Annotated in this window: 9 protein-coding genes; 4 read left to right on the top strand and 5 right to left on the bottom strand. The window is 34.9% G+C overall.

Translation table 11 applies throughout. The annotated features are described in order from the left end of the window. Positions 1-86: 86 nt before the first annotated feature. Together QYS48_RS01450 and QYS48_RS01455 are read right to left on the bottom strand one after the other, a co-directional pair. A complete protein-coding gene (locus QYS48_RS01450; protein ID WP_308357228.1) occupies positions 87-9341 on the bottom strand; it encodes a T9SS type A sorting domain-containing protein in 9255 nt (3084 codons plus the stop codon). Positions 9342-9573: 232 nt separating this feature from the next. Beyond that, positions 9574-11826: a TonB-dependent receptor gene (locus QYS48_RS01455; RefSeq protein ID WP_308357229.1), complete on the bottom strand. Its 2253-nt coding sequence runs from the start codon at positions 11824-11826 to the stop codon at positions 9574-9576. A 146-nt stretch (positions 11827-11972) separates the two neighbouring features. On the opposite strand from QYS48_RS01455, the gene QYS48_RS01460 reads away from it, so the two are divergent. The 4 genes from QYS48_RS01460 (at position 11973) to QYS48_RS01475 (ending at position 15283) form a co-directional block, all read left to right on the top strand. Continuing rightward, on the top strand, positions 11973-12773 hold the full coding sequence (locus QYS48_RS01460) for a transporter (protein ID WP_302099651.1): 801 nt from the start codon (positions 11973-11975) through the stop codon (positions 12771-12773). Then, positions 12770-13378 carry a ribonuclease HII gene (locus QYS48_RS01465; RefSeq protein ID WP_302099650.1) on the top strand — a complete coding sequence of 203 codons (609 nt, stop codon included), beginning with the start codon at positions 12770-12772 and terminating at the stop codon, positions 13376-13378. Before QYS48_RS01460 ends, QYS48_RS01465 begins: the two co-directional genes overlap by 4 nt. A 10-nt stretch (positions 13379-13388) precedes the next feature. Further along, the gene (locus tag QYS48_RS01470; protein ID WP_308357230.1) at positions 13389-14324 is read left to right on the top strand and encodes a carbon-nitrogen hydrolase family protein; all 936 of its coding nucleotides are present in this window, start codon (positions 13389-13391) and stop codon (positions 14322-14324) included. Positions 14325-14389: 65 nt separating this feature from the next. Beyond that, entirely contained in the window at positions 14390-15283 is an 894-nt protein-coding gene (locus QYS48_RS01475; RefSeq protein WP_308357231.1) for a DMT family transporter, read from the top strand. Positions 15284-15313: 30 nt separating this feature from the next. Here the strand turns inward: QYS48_RS01475 and pyrE are convergent, their stop codons facing one another. From pyrE to QYS48_RS01490, 3 genes are all read right to left on the bottom strand, one after another. Then, positions 15314-15961, bottom strand: coding sequence for an orotate phosphoribosyltransferase (gene pyrE, locus QYS48_RS01480; RefSeq protein WP_302099648.1), 648 nt, complete (start codon positions 15959-15961; stop codon positions 15314-15316). Between the two features lie 103 nt (positions 15962-16064). Further along, complete coding sequence (locus tag QYS48_RS01485) at positions 16065-17453, bottom strand: TlpA disulfide reductase family protein (RefSeq protein ID WP_308357232.1); 1389 nt, start codon at positions 17451-17453, stop codon at positions 16065-16067. A 75-nt stretch (positions 17454-17528) separates the two neighbouring features. After that, positions 17529-19430 (bottom strand): ATP-dependent DNA helicase RecQ, encoded by a 1902-nt coding sequence (locus tag QYS48_RS01490; protein WP_308357233.1) that lies wholly within the window; start codon positions 19428-19430, stop codon positions 17529-17531. Between the last annotated feature and the right edge of the window lie 49 nt (positions 19431-19479).

Below are 19479 nucleotides of genomic sequence, written 5' to 3' on the forward strand. Positions count from 1 at the left end.
CTATAATATTTAAGCCCTATACAAATAAAAACTGCATTTGCCTTATCAGACAAATGCAGTTAAAAATAAAAATTGAATACCCCTATCTACTTAATCATCAGTCTTACTTTCTTTCTAATATTGGCTTGTTTAACATCTATTATGTAAATACCTGAGTTTAATTCCTTATTAATAGGAATTGCTTTGATTAAATCTGACGGAGAATGAATAGCTTGATAATGTCTTCTACCTTGCAAATCAAAGATCGTAACTTGAATATTTTGTTCTGCGTGGAAGCCAGATAATCTTAATCTAATATTATTAGCACTTGTAGGATTAGGAACTGCTGATAAATCAGTTTCCTGAATTCTACTAATTTCAAGCACATCAGAATATTCGAAATTACCATCAAAATCTACTTGTCTTAATCTATAGTATGTTTTTCCTGCTAAAGGAGAATAATCAATAAAACCATAATCAATTAATTCCTTAGAGTCACCACTTCCATTTACTACTCCAAGTACATCAAACTGCTTTCCATCAAAAGATCTTTGAACTTCAAAGAAATCATTATTATGTTCTGAAGCAGTTTGCCAATTTAACTCTACTCTATTGGGTTTATTATCTGCTATAAAGTAAGTAAATTCAACTGGTAATGGGTTTGCTGCATCAGTTGAGCCTATAATGAAAATCTTTTCACTGAAGGACTGAGAAGAAGCTGATCTAACAATACCTGCACTTTGGGTTCCAAGTCCATTCGGAAAAGTACCTCCCAAATTATCCCATTCGCTTGTTGTAGTATTATATACCATTACAGTTAACTGCCCTCTATCAGCTGATCCAGCAGCAACATCTGTTTCAATTCCCCATGATAACTCAACACTCGATGCAGTACCACCTGTAGAATTATCGGATATTACATAATATTCTCCTTGCTGTAGTGTTTGAATGGCAGGATCCGAAGTACTCATATCGTCCACTTCAGCTCTATCTGTGACAACATTTCCTTCAAAGAACTGAGCCTCCCAAGTATAACCAGCATTTACCCCATTAATTCTAGCGGGTCTCCAACGATCAACACTACCTATTGGGAAGGTAAAGCTTTCTCCTGCAGCTAAAGGCTTAATTACTTTACCCGTTATGTAAGAATTACTACTACCTCTAGCAGGAGAAACTGTTGCAGCTGAGCCTAATACAACATCATTTCCATTTGAAATGATTTTACCATCGGTCAAATTTAATTCCCCACTTACCTCAATTGTTCCATCAAGAAAAACGTTATTTCCTAAATTATTTTTATCTATTGTTAGGTTATTGAAAGAATTTAAACCAGTGAAATCACCTGAAATATTATTATTTTCATTGTAAATTGAATTTGCAAAAATTAAAACTTCACTAATACCAGACCCACCATTGAATGAACCGCTATTAAAACTGATATCTCCGTAGAAGTAGAACTGATATCGAAGAGTCCCAACATTGAAGTTACCGCCATCAATATTCACACTATTTGCAAAAAAACCTCTCCCTCTAGAATTACCATTGAAAACACCTCCAGTTTGATTAAACTGACCAATTACTGTAAATCTCCCTGAATTACCTCCTGGGACAGTAAATTCACCTGAATTAATATACATGTCTCCATCAATCCTAATTGATGTATTATTTACTGTACTAACGAGTGGACCATCAACAACCATATCTTCACAAATTGTCACATTATTATTTGGGAAATTTCTAACACCAGTTACTCCATTTCCATTATCATCACTAAGTACCAATCTTCTAAGAGATGAAATTCCTGCCAAAATTGAATAATCTCCATCACCTGCATATTCCAAACCTCCGCCAGAACATGAAAAGAAAGTTCCATAGTCAGCCGTAGGTAATGGCGCATTACTGCTATTACTAGTAATTTTAAGATTACCTGTACCCTCTAGAATACCTAGTCTATGACCGTCAGTATCATCAATATTTAAGGTAGCCCCATTTTCTATTATAGTTTTATATAAACGGACATTATCAGTATTAAATGTAACCTCTGTACCGCTACTTACTATTAATACAGCTCCTGAAGGTGCTACACCATCTGTCGGTAAATTCTCAACGTAAGTATTTGTATTGGTAACATCACCCAATATAGCTTGGGTTGTGTAGGTAGCGACATTATCTGGAATAGCTTGATCTATACCTGCAAAATAATCTCCACTAATATTGTTACTATTTACTGCGTTAAACTTTAAGCTTGCAGGAAATAAAATCTGATTTGCCGTTTCATCAACCTCTGTTTCAGAAAACTTATTGATCTCATTTGTTGGATTGTCAAAGGCTAATATTGCTGCAGCTATATAGTCTGCCTCAGTAAAACCACCCTCTGCAACTACTACATCAGACTGATCATAAGAAAAATTCACATCTGCAGAGAAGTTTGTTAAACCTGTAGATCTAAGAGTCCAATAATACTGTAATACATTATTGATATCACCAGAAGCGAAGAAATTATCACCATCATTCACCACTGGGTGGAATTCATTTGCAGGTCTTACCGCAATTGAACCTAGACTTGTGCCTGAATTACCTGTACCAAAATCTATTTCTACAGGAGTATAATCATCTTCACCCACAGGATATATGAATACCCCATTCGTTCCTGGGGAAAATACTTTTGATAATCCGTTATCTGTAAATGAACTATTGGTACGCACCATATTAGTTACTGAGAAAGAACTATTGGTAGTAATATCAGCATTCTGCCCTATTACAACTGATGAACTTCCGATATTAAAAATACCTCCATTCATTTCAAGATCTCCATTAATAGTAAAGTTATAACCATTTCCTTCAGGAATAATTACTCCCGATGGATTCGATATGGTTACAACTCCTAAATCTGTAACCCCAGCTGTTAAGCGTTGTAATTGCTGTTGTGTAGCTCCAGAGAATACTAATGCTCCACCTGCAGCACTAGATATTTCTCCCTCTATCACTGCATTGCTTTTCAAATCAATGATATTTCCATTATCATTAATTACTCCGCTTTCATGACTGAACAAACCGTTCACAACTATTGGATTTCCTACTAAATTAAGAGTCCCCTCTGCATTTTTTGTGAATTCAAAAAATGTTACAGGATTGGCTCCACTAATATTTTGGCTAATACTTGATAAAAACTGAGTATTGTTTCCTGAAGCTGTAAAAGTACCATTATTAATAAGATCACTATTTAACAATAAATCTATTCCGTTGGCATTAAATGAAGCTCCATTTTGAATATCTAAGTCACCATTAAGTTCTAAGGCATTTACATTAGTAATAACAGTTGGATTATTGACGCCTTCAATTGTTAGTCCTGCCAATGGGACGTTAGCATTTATACCAATATTTCCTTGGCCCGTATCATTGGCTCGAATGATAATAGGTCTGCTAATACTAAAATCTGTTGGTAGTATCCTAATCGCAGCTACAGTTGGCGCACCAGTATTTTGTCTTCTAACTATGAGATCACCTGCAGTATAAGTAAACTCACTACCCTCATTTCTAATTTCGAAAACACTTCTATCTGCTTCTGGAGCAGCATTTACTCCTACTTCTACGATACCTCCAGTTTGTCTATATTTTAATACCCCTGCAGTAGTACCAAGACCTCCACGGATTTGTGAACCCACTAATAGTGATCCATCAGAAACCTCAATTACAGCATTTCCAGATGCAGAGTACTCAATAAAATTATTACCGTTTCCTGCGCCAGTCATATCTAGAGTACCACCATCAATGATTAAAGCACCATCTAATATAATTCCCGAATCATCTCCTCCTATATTAGCTAAGCCCTGAGTGATTTGTAAACTGGCAGTAGCTGGAATTACAAAACTATCTCCTCCAGTAGTTAGGTCGATATCAATAGCATTGTCATTTAATATCAATGTTCCGTTTTGTAGTTCTAAAGCTTTTTCAGTACCATCTGTTTCACCATTTAAAGAAAAGTTATCTTGGAAGGTAAAAGTGGTACTTCTATTGTTCCCTTTATTTAGAATTAATCTATAAAGGCTAGCTATTGGGTTGTTAGTTCTTGTGTACTCAGCATCAGTTTCACCGAAAACTTCCAATTCTACTTGATCCCGATTTGGTCCAGCCCCAGAATAGAGATTAATCTGTCCAGTTTCCTGATTTATATTTCCACCAACTCTTAATCTATTGATAGTAACATCACCTGCATTATTATTATCTCGGAAAGTAATTTCATCATTATTATTATCCATATTGATGTCTCCATTGATTGTCAGCACTCTGCCTGGTCCATCTAAAGGAAACTCAACTACATCACCATCATTATTTGTAGTCATATTCAAGTTTCTACCAACAGTCACATCACCATCTGCTTGATTCCCCAATCTTAAAAATCCTCCTTCACGTAAAACTAAATCTCTGTTAATCGTCACGTCTGATTCAAAGACAAGTCTTCTTCCATTACCACCCTGACCTTTAATTTGAAGGTTTGGGAAAACAGAGGTTATATCAGTTGGCATATAAACTGACGTATTATTATTGCTATATAAATCAAAATCAAATCTGGCAGCCTCAACATCAGCAAATAGGCCGAAGTCTGCTGTAATATTAGCAGATACGACTGTTGATGAATTTGGATCTATATTACATGGGGCACAATCCAATTCTACATTGAATGTGCCATTTCCTTCAACTGTTCCAAAATTTACATCCAGCGCATTATCGGCAGCAATAATAAGTTGTGGTTGAAATGAGGCATCATTGACTACAATATCACCGTTAGCATTTTCTACAGTTTCTGAGAATATCAATTTCGCGGCCCCTCCGTCAGCGTTTAAATAATACCAATGGGATCTTTGCGCGTTATCGACTGTGGAGTTTGCGTTTTGTAAACCAAAAGCCATTATTGCTACGTCCCCAGGCTGAGGAAAAGTGCCCGTATTTACAGTTGAATAGTGACCAACTGTTGACCATCTATTAGACTGGTTCCATCTATCATTTCTATTAAAATCTGTATTATTCCCAACTGCTGCAGTGGAAGAGTAATATATTGTAGGAGCCCCTACAAATCTACCTGATTCTCCTGCTGTATAAGAAGCATTTTCTAAAGGAAAGCCTGAATCAGGATTTGGTCCGTTAAAGGTAATAGTATTATTTACTACATCAACACCTTCAAATTCTGCATCTCCATCGTCTTCATAATTTCTAGTAAATGGAATTTGTTCTAGCACTTTTCCGGCTACGAATGTGCCTTCATTTGCAGATCCATCTAAATCCTCATCATAGTATATCATACTATATTCAACATTAGGCGGTGTATTGAACCCTTCACTGTCTATTTTCCAATAGTAGGATAATATATCACCACCTGTCCCATCGGTAGTGGATAATACCCTATCAACTGGACGGATTGTAATGTATCCTGCATCTGCCAAGCCTGTTACCTCTACAGTAACTGGTGTATATTTTGAATTATTCCTTAACAATCTTGTTGCATCGGTCCCAATGCCTAAAGGGAAAGTATAGGTACCATTGGCTGTCACTAAAAGGGAAAGTCCACCATCTGAAGCATTTCCACTGGTAATGATCATATCAGCGGGTGAAAAAATACCATTTTCAGTACCACCGGAAACAGCACCATCCTGATTTACATCAAAATCTGCTGTACCATTCAAATTATTATCCAGTATATTTATTGTGAGATTATTACTTTGAAGATTAAATCTACCGTGTCTATAATCAAGATAATCAATTTGCAAATCAGAATTTAAAGTAAAAATTTCATCATCGCTATTAAGCTTAATAGCGCCAAACCTAGAAGTATCGGCAGTAATCAATACTGTAGCTGGTCCACCGTCATCTCTGAATTTGATAATATCATTTCTTCCATTAGGATCAGCATCATTAATAGCCAGTGGATTAAAAACGCAAATCTCATCATAATTCAATAATGTATCGGCATACATTCTTATACTATGCGTACCTTGATCAACAGTACCACTCAATACTTTAAAGAAGTCACCATCTATTCTAAATAAATTATTATTGTTGCCATTTCTATTGGTCTTTCCTGACTCAAAAGAAAGAGTTTTACCTGATGGTCTATCTACTAAAACATTCCAAAAACGTTGCTCATCCCCTGTTCCACCAGTTCTATTTAAAAAAGTTAATGTGGCATTATCAGTTCCAATAAAGGAAGTAGTATTTCGCTTACCTCCAGCAAATTCATAATCCCCACCTGCTTCAATGGTAAAATCACTTCCTATTGTGACATCATTTCCATTATGATCAAAATTAATATCTTGTTCAATCGTGAAATTATTTAATACAATTAATTCAGGATTAGTAATGGTATTACCTCCAGATGTTGAAGTTATTAAATCCACTTCATCTGCATCGCCAGCTTGATCCCTAGCTACTTCAAAGTCCCAGAAAGGAACTCTGGTAGATACTATGGCACGAGTGCCATTTCTATTTTCAACTCTTACTGTTCCTCCTGTTACTGAGAAATTTCCAGGACCACTGTTGATAAATATAGCCTCTCCTCTATTTCCATATACTGTTAAAGTACCACCAGACATATTGAATACGGCATCTTCGGTATCTAAACTAAATAAACTGTATGTACCGCTGGTTTCTCCTGGCTGTCCTTCGTTAGCCCTCACCAAAACATCTCCTCCTGATTGTGTATATGAGTAAATTCCATTTCCACCGCCTGCTGACCTAAATTGAGAAACATTTACAGTTCCGCCTTCGATAAGAACTTCTCCTGCATCAGCATTCCAAAAGATAAAGCCAGCACTTGCTCTAGTACCAAAAAAACCATCTGTTATTCTGAATTTACCATACAAAGAAAGTGCTTGGTTACTTCCTCCTCCGTTTACACCGATTGCTCCTGCAGGCACTTGACCGGCATTGTCAGCAGTAGAATAAACTTCAACATTAGGCCCATCGATCCATAACCCAGCAGTAGCACCAATGGCATAGTCACCATTTCCTCCATTTCTATTGCCCTCAGAAAGGGTTGGTATGATAATATCACCTGAAAGATGCAATGTACCTCTATAAATCCAAAGTGCTTTTCTAATTTCTGGATTTTCAGCTGTAAAGCCTCCACCACTATTTCTTCCGACATCATTAGGACCAAAAAGAGAAAAGTTAGCTGAATTATCAGAATTAATCTCAATTTCAAAGGTCTCATCTGTGCCCTTATCAACTACTAGATTGTAAAAATCAGTTGTACCAAATAAAGAAGCCGTATTATTCGTAGCTCCTTCAAACCGAACCGTAGCGGCACCAGTAGTGGTAAATTCATTATAAACTGGACTTGCTTGATTGGTAAACCTAACATTACCTTGATTTATGAAATCTCCTTTAATAATTACTTGGTGATAAATATTGTGGTAATTACCTGAAGATGGCATGTTATTAGCATTAATAGAAAATGTTCCTATTGTATTCCCTGTCCCTACGCTTATAGCTCCATTTGTATCTACGAATAATGTACCGTTTACTTCGAGGGCTTTAATAGTGGTAGATAAATTGTCATTAATCTGTAAATCACCAGATATTATTGTAAGATCGCCATTGCTCAGTAAATCAGCCATTAACACTAAGTCATCAGTATTATTGTCTAAATTTATAATTACGTCATTAAAAACTCTATTTTCATTTACCGTCAATCCCGTTCCGTAATACTCAACTGTTCCTCCAATAAAATTATCCGCAAAATCAGTTGTATTTCCTTGAGGGAAATTACCTATCCCAGCGGCTCCGGCTAATCTTATCCGACCGTTTCCTCTAATATTCGTGAAATTATGCCCTGAGGTATTAGCTATGTCTAAGGTTCCTATTACCTCTATATCTGTAACATTTCTATTATCATTAATCAATGTTACCGTAGTAGCATTATTAATCACGACATTATCAGTAGCGTCAGGAATTTCATTTCCTGGATTATTCGGAAGTGGTGTAGCTGAACCATCTAGAGTCCAAATATTTGGATCATTCCAATCTCCTGATAGTCTCGAATACCATGTTTGATTAGGTTGTCCTGCAACAGGGCTATCCGTATTATTGGTTGTTCCTAAAGTGTAAATACCATCAAGCAAGTCAGCATCGCTAACAATAAATTCAATTCTTCCGGCATTCAGCGACTTATCAACAGCCGCGATGGGAACAATATCAAAAGTTCCTGCATTTTCTCTTAAAAGAACATAATTATCTACATCTCCAGCAGGAAAAAGACCTCCTGGAATCCCTTCTGAAATATTAAAACCTATGGTAGCATTAAGGGTCCCGGTTTTATCAAGATACCAAGTTTTAGCCCACCTTTCCTGAACTGTTGCTCCTAAATTAGAAGTAGATACTGCATTTGCAGAGTTATCATCTCCGAACATTACAAATTCACCATTTGCATCTAATGTTCCATCTCCAGTCAAATAAAAGCCACTATTACTATTTGTGAGTATTTGGTCTCCTGATTGCTGACCAATTCCTATTACATTAAAATCATAATTACCATTAGCTGGTGTGTCTCCAGCATAAAATTCATTATCATCTAATGTAATGTCATATTTAGAAGATAAATAGTTTTGTACGAGTACTTGTTGAGCTTCATTTAGAGCATCTGAATAAATAATTAATTCGGCAATTTCAATATCGCTAAATTCACCTACTGCTTCAAATCTACCTATGGCCGCATCCACAAAAGCACTTAATTGTGCATTATTATTTCTAGTACCAATTAATCGACCATTCTGGTAAAGCGCACGCTGAGCCGTGCCCAAGCTGCTGTTTAACCTAAATCCAAAAATACCAAAGTTAGGAGTGGTTGCATTAGCTGTACTACCGTCACCCCCAGTATATCCAGCATTATGGTCATTACCCCAATGATGTGAATGTAGAGCTCCGGTATTAAAATATGGGTGTAAATTTTGATTAGTAGCGCCTACAGAACCTCCCATAATTACCTCTCTTCCATTGGATTTTCGAGTTCCGACTAGTAAAATTGTATAGTCTGTTCCAACTAAAAGATTACCATCAAATGGAAGAAAATCATCCGTACCGTCAAAACTAACTGCTGAGAAATCATAGTTAGCATCAGAAGCATTTTTAAAAGTAGGTCTTGATGTTCCGGATTGGCTTAAATTATTTGAGTTACCAGATTTATCATTCCAATTACTTACAGGATCATTGTTATTCAATCCTAAATCTCCTGCCTCTAACCAATAAATTGTTTCAGGTTGTCCGTTACTTCCATCGGCATTACCAATTCCCGCAGGACCAGATTGTCCAAATATATTACTGGTAATTGAGCAAATAAAAATGATAGCAAGTAGATAGAATTTTTTCATATCAGTTCTTTAATTAATAGCATTATCATTAGTTATATAAATTTAAAAACATACAACCAATAACTTAATCAAGCAAAAATACAGTACTTTTTTCTATATTTATATGATTTTACAGTTAAATGTTACGTTTAATCGTTCAGAAGTACGAAAAAACCGATGAAGCAAGTGTTTTTAGCTTATTATTCTCGTTTATTCGTTCATTTACTGCCCTAATTGACTAAAAATTAGGTTATTATTTAATCTTCCAATCAAATCCCAAAAAGAAATTTCTACCTGTCATACTACCATAATTGTAGGCTGCATCAAAAAACTCTCCAAAGCCTAAAGGTGCCGTTTGATCTTGAGTGCCACTTAGGGGGGATAAGCTTTGTGTATTATCAAAGACATTACGCACTCCAGCGAACACCTCTAAATTCTTAAAATTCTTTCTTAATTTAATATTATGCAGGGTGAAATCAGGAGAAAAAGTATCTCTTATGCTTACAATTTCTCCAGCAGAGTTGACTTCATATACTTCTGGTAAGGCAGTTGGCCCGTTCCAATTGAAACTATAATTAAGCTTTATATTGAAAGGAAAGCTATATTCTAATGAACCGACAGCGGACCAATCTCTTGAATAAATAATCGGAACTTCCTCTAACGATCCACTTTCATTTTCTTCTGCTTGACGTGCATTTTGCCACTGTGCCCCTGCGTTAAAAAATAAATCTGAGCCTACTTGATGATTAATATTTAGGCTAAGCCCTCTTGTGAAAGCATATGCCTCAGAATTTTCATAAATAATAAATCCGGGCGTATCGTAATCAGGAATAATCTTATTGGTGAAATACGTGTAGAACCCATCGAATTCAATATTACCTTGCTGATTACCAATAGTATAAACCTGCTGATATCCCAATCCAACATTGAACGATCTTTCAGGATTTAGCTCTTCTTGAATTAGTAGTTCCCTTTGACCTGAAACAAAAGCATGATCTTCTGTGAAAAGATTGACCACTCTAAAACCTGTGCCACTGTTGAATCTCAAATTTGCCCAATCACTTAATTGGTATTGAACATTTAATCTTGGTGAGAAAATTAATCCATGTAAATTATAATAATCTAATCGAGCTCCTGAAAGTATTCTCCATTCATTTGAAATACTCCATTCATCTTGCACGAAAACACCAGGAATAATTTGAATGCTCGGTTCGTTACTGCCTTCATCTTGGGTTGCAGCAGAATTATCATCATAATAACTAATTCTTTGACTGAAACCGGCTAATACATTATGATTCCCAATTGTATGTTCTGATATCAAATTGACAAATGCTTGATGTTGTTCAGCCTGATAAAATGTATCTCCATAATAACTATCTTGCCAATGCTGGCTAGCGGAGAACTGTAGTTCAAATGGAGATTGCCCAAACTTTTTATTCCCAAAAAGCTCCCATCTGTTGGTGTAAATACTTTCCCCATAAACCTGATCACTACCTCTTAGTTGTCTGTAATTTCGATCTTGAACAAATTCTCGTACCCCATTTCTTCTATCCTCAAAAAAGTATTTCCCTCCAATAGAAAATTGCTTTTCTTCATTTTCAGAAAAATTAAATATAGAAAATCGATCTCTCAATATTAAGTCGGAAAATAAATCGCCATTTTCGTCTATAAATTGATTCGCTACATCCCAATGAACACCAGAAAAATGCTTCCAATTTTCACCTTTATATTGACCAATGAAATTACCTTTCCATTCACCAAATTGAGAGTAACTGGAGTTTAAATTAAAACTACTCTCCTCTGCATGGGGCGTAATAATATTAATCACACCAGCCATAGCCTCTGATCCATACAGAGTAGAACCGGGACCTCTTACCACTTCTACTTTCTCAATCATATCAGTTGGAATACTATTTAATCCATAAACCGTAGCCAAATTACCGTAAATGGGTATACCATTTATTAGTAATGAGGTATAAGCACCTTCCAAACCATTTATACTGATTTCGTTAGTATAACATACCCCACAAGCTACGTTTTCTTGAATCCCATTGACCATAGAAATATTTTCCATTAGGTTTCCTGAACCCTGTGAAAAATCATTAAGAAAATCTGCTTTAAAGACTTCCACTTTTACTGGTGAATTCCGTAAACTCCTTGCTTGCATTTGCCCGCTCACTACTACTTCATTTAAGCCTAATTTATCAGGAATAAGTTTTATTTGATGTGTTTTGGTTAAATCTAACTCAGGAATTCGCAATTTATATTTTTGATAACCCAGATACGAAATTGTTATTTCAGTTGATCCTGACTTTAATTCAAGTAATAAAAATCCTTTATCATTTGCAGTAGCACCATATTGCAATACCTCATCATATGCTGTTGCAAAGGGTAGTAGTGAATTGTTTTCATCTAAAATCTCAAGCTTTAAAGTCTGTGCAAAAGAAGCTGAAATAGTCCCTAAAAAGCTCAAAACGAATAAAATAGAGTAAAATAAAGACTTCATCAATTATTTTTTAGGTTAATCTAAAATTATTTTAATACAAATATATAATAAATAATTAGAAGACTAAATTTAAATAAAAAGGTTTCCCGAAATTGAATAATTTTTGAATATTCAATTTTTATTAACTTGCATGAAATCTAATAGCAATGAGAACTATATTATCATTTATTCTAGTAATTCAATCAGTGCTAGTGATTGCTCAGGAAGACAGCATATCGATTACTACCGATAGACCTGGATTTTCAGAGTATTCAGCTACTATCCCTAGAGGTTACTTTCAAATAGAGGGTGGATTTTCCTTTGAAAATAGTACTGTAAATCCCACAGACCGATTACAATTAATTAACTGGAATAATACCTTAATAAAATATGGTTTGACTAATGGATGGGAGTTACGATTAGGCCAAACTTATCAAAGCGAAAGATTATTAGAAGCGGGCACTAGTCCACAATTTATTTGGAGAAGTTTCTCAGGTCCTGTAGTGATAGGGACTAAATTCAACTTATTAAATGAAGCAGGCTTAACCCCACAAACTGCTTTGGTGGTGGAATATGGTTTTAATACATTCGCTCCTGAAACATTCCTTAACAATAGTTTTTACAGAATACAACTCTCTTCAAAATACACATTAAATGATGCTTGGTATGTAATGGCAAATTTAGGCTATGACAAAGGATTTAATGATTTCGGAAGGTTACGATATACTTTAAATTCAGGCTATAGTATTAATGAGAAATTGAGCGTGTTTGCTGAAATTTATGGTTTTAAATCAGAGGTATTAACGCCTCTTAATTATTTTGATGGAGGCTTTACTTATTTAATAAATCCTAAACTTCAATTTGATCTTTCAGCTGGTTTTGATTTAATTCAGCAGCTCAATACTGTTGAATACCAGCAAAGCTTTATAGCAATGGGATTAAGTTATTTATTTAAAGTACAAAAATGAGTTTAAAAGCATTTTACGATAAAGAAAATAGTTTTGAAGCCGGTTGCGATGAAGTAGGCAGAGGATGTTTGGCTGGACCCGTTGTCGCATCTGCCGTTATCTTACCTAAAAACTTTACTCATTCTTACTTAACTGATTCCAAACAACTAAATTCTAAAAAGAGAGCCGAATTAGTGGATTTAATTAAGGAAGAAAGTATAGCTTGGGCAATAGGTGAATGTAGTCCTGAAGAAATAGACCAGCTTAATATTTTGAAAGCTTCCTTTTGGGCCATGCATAAAGCTCTGGATCAACTCAAAACTCAACCAGACTTTTTATTAATAGATGGGAACCGATTTACGCCCTACAAAGAAATTCCTCATCATTGTGCTATTAAAGGTGATAGTAAATTCTTCAGCATTGCTGCAGCTTCAATTTTAGCAAAAGAATACAGGGATAATTTAATGCGAGAACTTGCTGAGCAGTATCCTCACTATGGTTGGGAAAGAAATGTAGGATATCCAACAAAAGAGCACAGGACAGGGATTCAACAATTTGGAATCACTGAACATCACAGAAAATCATTCCAGCTATTGCCAAGACAATTAGAAATATTCAATAAATAAACTTAATCGAATGAAGGCAAAGAAATTTATAGTAGGATGTGTGCAGGCTACTCCATCCATTTTTAATAAAGAAAAAACATTAGATATTATATATAATTGGATTAAGAAAGCTGCTGAGCAGGATGTGAAATTATTAGTGTTCCCCGAGAGTTTTATCCCTGTTTATCCTGCAGGTTTAGGGTTTGGAACTGTGGTAGGCAGCAGAACAGAAGAAGGCAGAGATTTATTTAAAGAATACTGGAACAATAGCATTGAAGCTGAGGGAAAAGAATCCAAAAAAATTGCTGAGTGGGCTAAGGAATTTGGTATGTTTATTTCTATCGGAGTCACTGAAAAAGATACTGTTAGCAAATCTCTTTACTGTACAATTTTATACTATTCACCCAAGGGTGAATTAATGGGGAAACATAGAAAATTAAAGCCTACTGCTGCGGAGCGCTTAATTTGGGGAGAAGGCGATGGGTCAACTCTCACTACATTTAATACTGAGTTGGGTAAAATTGGCGGATTAATTTGCTGGGAAAACTATATGCCTTTAGCCAGAATGTCAATGTATCAAAAAGGTGTTGAAATCTACCTTGCCCCTACTGCTGATTGCAGAGATAGCTGGAATAGCAGTATGATTCATATTGCTTGTGAAGGCCGTTGTTATGTAATCGGAGCAAATCAACTGATTCGAAAAACTGATTATCCTGAACACTTACAGAAGCAATTAGCTGAAGATAGACCTGAAATATTATCAAGAGGCGGAAGTGTAATCGTATCTCCTTTGGGAAAAGTTTTAGCCGGCCCCTTATATAATGAAGAAGGTTTATTGACAGCTGAAGTTGATCATGATGAAATTATAAGAGCTAAAATGGATTTCGATGTAATTGGACATTATGCTAGAAATGATATTTTTGAATACGCAGCAAAAGATCAACCAGAAATCAAGAATCAAAACTAAATATCTTTTCAGATTTAATATTCTTAATAAATTCCTCATTTTTGCACACCCAAATTTTGATTTGAATGTTTAGAGGAGCAATATTAGTATTTTTAGGTGCCTGTAGCTTTGGAGTACTCACTACCTTAGTAAAGATTTCTTATTCCGAAGGCTTTTCTTTGGCTGAAGTAACTGGAGCACAAGTATTTTTTGGAGCAATTATACTGTGGCTAATACTTGCAGGAAGAGCACTTTTTCAGAAAATCAAGTTCAAATTCACATGGAGAAATAGTTGGAAAGTATTGATTACTGGTATCAGTACAGGTTTAGTAAGTTTATGTTATTATAAATCCATTCAAGAACTACCTGCTTCAATAGGGATTTTATTATTGATGCAATTTACGTGGATTAGTCTTTTGCTAGAGATTATTATTCATAAGAAATTCCCAACTGCTACTCAGTGGATATCAGTAATTTTCATTTTGCTAGGAACCTATTTAGCAGGTAATGTTTATGATTTTACTAACATCCCCTTTAGTTTGGAAGGCATAGGTTATGGTTTTCTAGCTGGCTTTTTCTATGCAGTATTTATTTGGGCAAACGGCAGAGTGGGTAATGCACTAATTCCAGTGCAGAAAAGCGCAATGATGATAACGGGCTCTTGTATCTTTATATTTATATTTTTTCCTCCTGAATTTTTATGGAATGGAAGTTTGAGTGAAGGACTTTGGTCATGGGGGTTGATTTTCGCATTATTCGGAACGGTAATTCCACCCCTATTCTTTGCTTATGGAATTCCACAAACCGGGGTTGGTTTGAGTAGCATCTTGAGCTCTGCTGAGTTACCCGTTGCTGTTTTCTTCTCTAGCTGGCTTCTCGCAGAAGAAGTAACTCCATTACAATGGGCAGGAGTAGCAATTATTATGCTTGCTATTATTATTCCTAATCTAAGAAAAGCAATAAGAGAGAAAAGTCTATAAAAAAAGCCAGCTTAATAGCTGGCTTAAGATTTATCTGCCCCATTCTGAAGGATTTTCTCTCCATTCACTTAGGGTTTCAAGTTCATCCGGCTGAATTAATTTTTTTGCCAATGCTTCATCTAACAAATGAGTATAATCACTTAAACAAACCAATTTTATCTCTGCCTTTTTAAAATTCTCATGAGCCACATCAAAACCGTATGTGAAAATTGCTGCCATACCTAGTACTTCTGCTCCTGCCGCTTTAATAGCTTCTGCAGCTTTTATTGAGCTCCCTCCTGTTGAAACTAAGTCCTCCACCATCACTATCTTTTGTCCCTTTTCTATTTTACCTTCCACGAGATTCTCCATTCCATGACCTTTCGGCTTAGAACGAACATACATAAAAGGTAAATCTAATGATTCAGCTACTAGGGCTCCTTGTGGAATACCCGCTGTTGCAACACCTGCAATACCTTGCGCATCAGGATAGGTAGATCTGATTACGTCTGCTAGATAATGCTTAATGATTGTTCGAGTTTCTGGAAATGATAATGCTAAACGATTGTCACAGTAAATTGGTGAGTTCCAACCTGATGCCCACTTAAATGGTTCATTGGGACGGATCTTTATAGCTCCAACATCTAATAATTCTAAGGAAATGGCTCTGGCAACTTCTGGTTTAGCAATCGTGATCATGAGAAAATTTTATTTATATAGTTATGCGAATTTAATATATTTATTCGCAAGGCTGAAACAAAAATCACTCATTAGATTATTTTATCAAGCTTTACTCGATAAATTATTGTACTGTTACGACCGACTTAAGATTTTGCTTTATTAATTTATATAATTCAGAATTAGACGGCTTAGGTGCATAGGCATCTATTATTTGGCTATTTTCATCAATCAAAATGTAATGAGGAATACCATAAAGCCTCAATTCTTTATAAACTTTCTTTCTATCTTTAGCTAGCAAATGTAAACCAGCGGATTTATGCTTGATCAGAAAGTCATTCCAATCAGCTTTAACTTTATCAACTGAAAGATAGACAAACTCAATATTATCATCTTGAAAATGCTTCTCTAGTTTTTTTGAATATGGAATTTCCATTATACATGGTTTACACCACGTTGCCCAAATATCTAAATAAACTAGTTTTCCTTTCAAATCATGTAGCGAAACCAAGGTTGAATCTTTGGTTATACCTGATAAATTAGGAATTAGAGTTCCAGGATTAAGGGTTTCTGCTTCTGATTTTAGCTCCTTTAACGAAGTCATAAAATTTGAATTTTCAAACTCAATTTGAAAATTTTCCAGAGCTGAAATATTGACACTATCCAAGCCAGAGGATAAAATTTTTAAGTATATAGATTGAGCAATTAGCCATTCTCTCATCTTTGGATCAACATTAGCCGCTTTTATTACTCCAATTGCTTTCAGCAGTTGATTATCGGGTTCTGAAATATTGTTTTTTGATATCTGAGGATAGATAACAGAATTAATATATAAATCTAAAAAAGCACTTGCATCAATATTATTATTGCCAAATTCAAGATCTGAAATTTTATAATCATCACTACTTAATAAATATTGGGTTTCCTCATTCAATTCAGATTTCAAATCATAATTTACCGTTGCGTAAAAAAGCTTTTGGAGTGCCATTTTTGTCTCAAAATAGCTAACTAATACTCTTTTAAAATTTTCATTATTAAAATCATTAATTACACTATTAAAAGATTTTTCTATGAAACTATTTCTTTTTTTAAAAGCGTTAAAATCCAATTTTAAAAAATCATATCCATAATTATTATCAAAGATAGTTTTCAACTTTCTAAAATAAGATTGAAATAATTCGGCATCGTTTTTTGGTTTCTTCTTATCATTAGTCAAAAATGAAAATCTTATTTTAAATCCAGGTTCCAAATAAATATTATAAAGTGAATCATTTACTTCTAAATTGGCATATGTTGATGATTTAATATCTAAAATTATATCAGTATTTTCATTAATTGATTTTGGAATTTGAATCTGTTTCTGTGATAACAAATCAAAATAATAAATCTTGACACTATCAATATTCACATCCTTATCAAAAATAATTGTGGTTTCATCATTCTCCTTTTCAGTACATGAAGAAATGCTTAATAATGAAACTAACAACAAGAAAAAAAGTGCAGGTCTGATCATCTATATAATTTTTAACTCAAAGTATATATAAAGTAATACTTCATTAAATATTGTATTAAATCTCTAAATCCTATGTTATAAAGTAACGGTCCCATATTTACTAATTCTTAACTTTCCTTCATCATCTAATAGCCGAATTATGGAAATAACCTCTTCCTTTGAATGGTCTTTGATGTTTTCAGCAATTTGATCAATTGTCATTTCACCATTTTCAAGTAACTGAATCACAAGATTTTCTAAATTGCTATTTTGAACTTTATCTTTCTTTTTACTCAGGCAGACATCACAAACCCCGCAGTTCTGATCATTATATTCACCAAAATATTGAAGTAATTTCAAGGTTCTACAAACCAATTCATTTTCAGTATAATTTTTTACTGCCATTAACTTAGCCCATTTACTCTGTTTGCGTTCTTCTAACCTCTTTTTGTTAATAGGTAATTTATTAGCATCTAAGCGTGCTTGCAGAAATGTTAGCTGTGGTGAATCTGATTTAGGAGTATAATCCACAACCCCTTCTTTATTCAGATAATTTAATTGCTTTACCACCTCATAGGGGCTCATCTCAGCCATTTTGGCTACTTGTAATTCATTTATAAAAATGACTTGCTGATAAAGCTCCCCGCCATAAATTCTCAAAACCGTTTTAATGAGCTTTTCAAATTTTGCATTAGCAATTTCATATGCATATAGATCCTTATAATCCATATTGATGTGCAAAGCTGAAGGTCTGTAAAACTGTTCATTCAACTGAATAAAGCCTTCTTCCTCCAGAATTTTTAAAGCATTAAACACTTTATAAACCTCATATTGATAGTGCTGACAAAAATCTAAAATTTCAAAGGTATAATTTTGCATCTCACCAGACCCAATAGCGATTTTAAAGTAATTAGCCAGTGATTGATATAATTTTTTAAGGAATTCCAGATCAGGATGGGCCAGTTCAAAACGCTCTTCCATTTCTTTAAAATCCTGCTTATGAAATAGTGCAACTGCATAAGCTGGTTTTTCATCTCTTCCTGCCCTACCTGCTTCTTGATAATAAGATTCTAAATTATCTGGCAACTCCCAATGAATAACGGTCCGTACATCTGCCTTATCGATCCCCATTCCAAAAGCATTAGTGGCTACAATTATTCTAGTCCTATTATTTAACCACGCATCTTGCTTTACATTTCTGTCTGCTTGGGATAATCCTGCATGATAATAGTCTGCTGCAAAGCCATTCTTTTGTAAGGATTGCGCTATTTCTTTTGTCCGTCTTCTATTTCTTGCATATACAACTGAACTTCCTGGGATTTTGCTTAATATTTCAAATAGCTTAGACTCTTTATTATCAACATTCCGAACTGAATAGGATAAGTTATCGCGAGCAAAGCTTTTTTGGAATACATTGGCCTTATTAAAATTAAGCTTATCCTGAATGTCTATTTTAACTTCTTCAGTTGCCGTGGCCGTTAGCGCTATACAGGTTAAATCTGGATAAACTTCTCTGAAATTACTGATCTCTAAATAGGGAGGACGGAAATCATATCCCCACTGAGAAATACAATGTGCCTCATCTATTGCGAGAAGATTGAGGTTCATCTTTTTAACTCGTTCAGCAAATAATTCAGTTTTAAGTCTTTCAGGAGAGATATAGAGAAACTTATAAGCGCCATGGGCCGCATTGTCCAATAATATATCTATCTCTCGATAGGTCATTCCAGAATAAATTGCTGCAGCAGGAATATTTCTTTTCTTCAATTGCTCAACCTGATCCTTCATTAAAGCAATCAAAGGAGAAATCACCAAGCATAAACCTTCCGACATAAGAGCAGGGACTTGAAAGCAAATAGACTTTCCTCCTCCGGTGGGTAATAATGCCAAAGTATCTGAACCTGAATGAACCGATTCAATGATATCCTCCTGCATGGGCCTGAAAGCTTCGTAGCCCCAGTATTTCTGAAGAATATCAATGGCATTAGATTTTTGCATATTAGAACTTATACGATTTCACACCCTAATACTGCATAATTATAGATTT

The sequence above is a fragment of the Marivirga arenosa genome, from assembly GCF_030503895.2.
In the GTDB taxonomy this organism is placed as follows: domain Bacteria; phylum Bacteroidota; class Bacteroidia; order Cytophagales; family Cyclobacteriaceae; genus Marivirga; species Marivirga arenosa.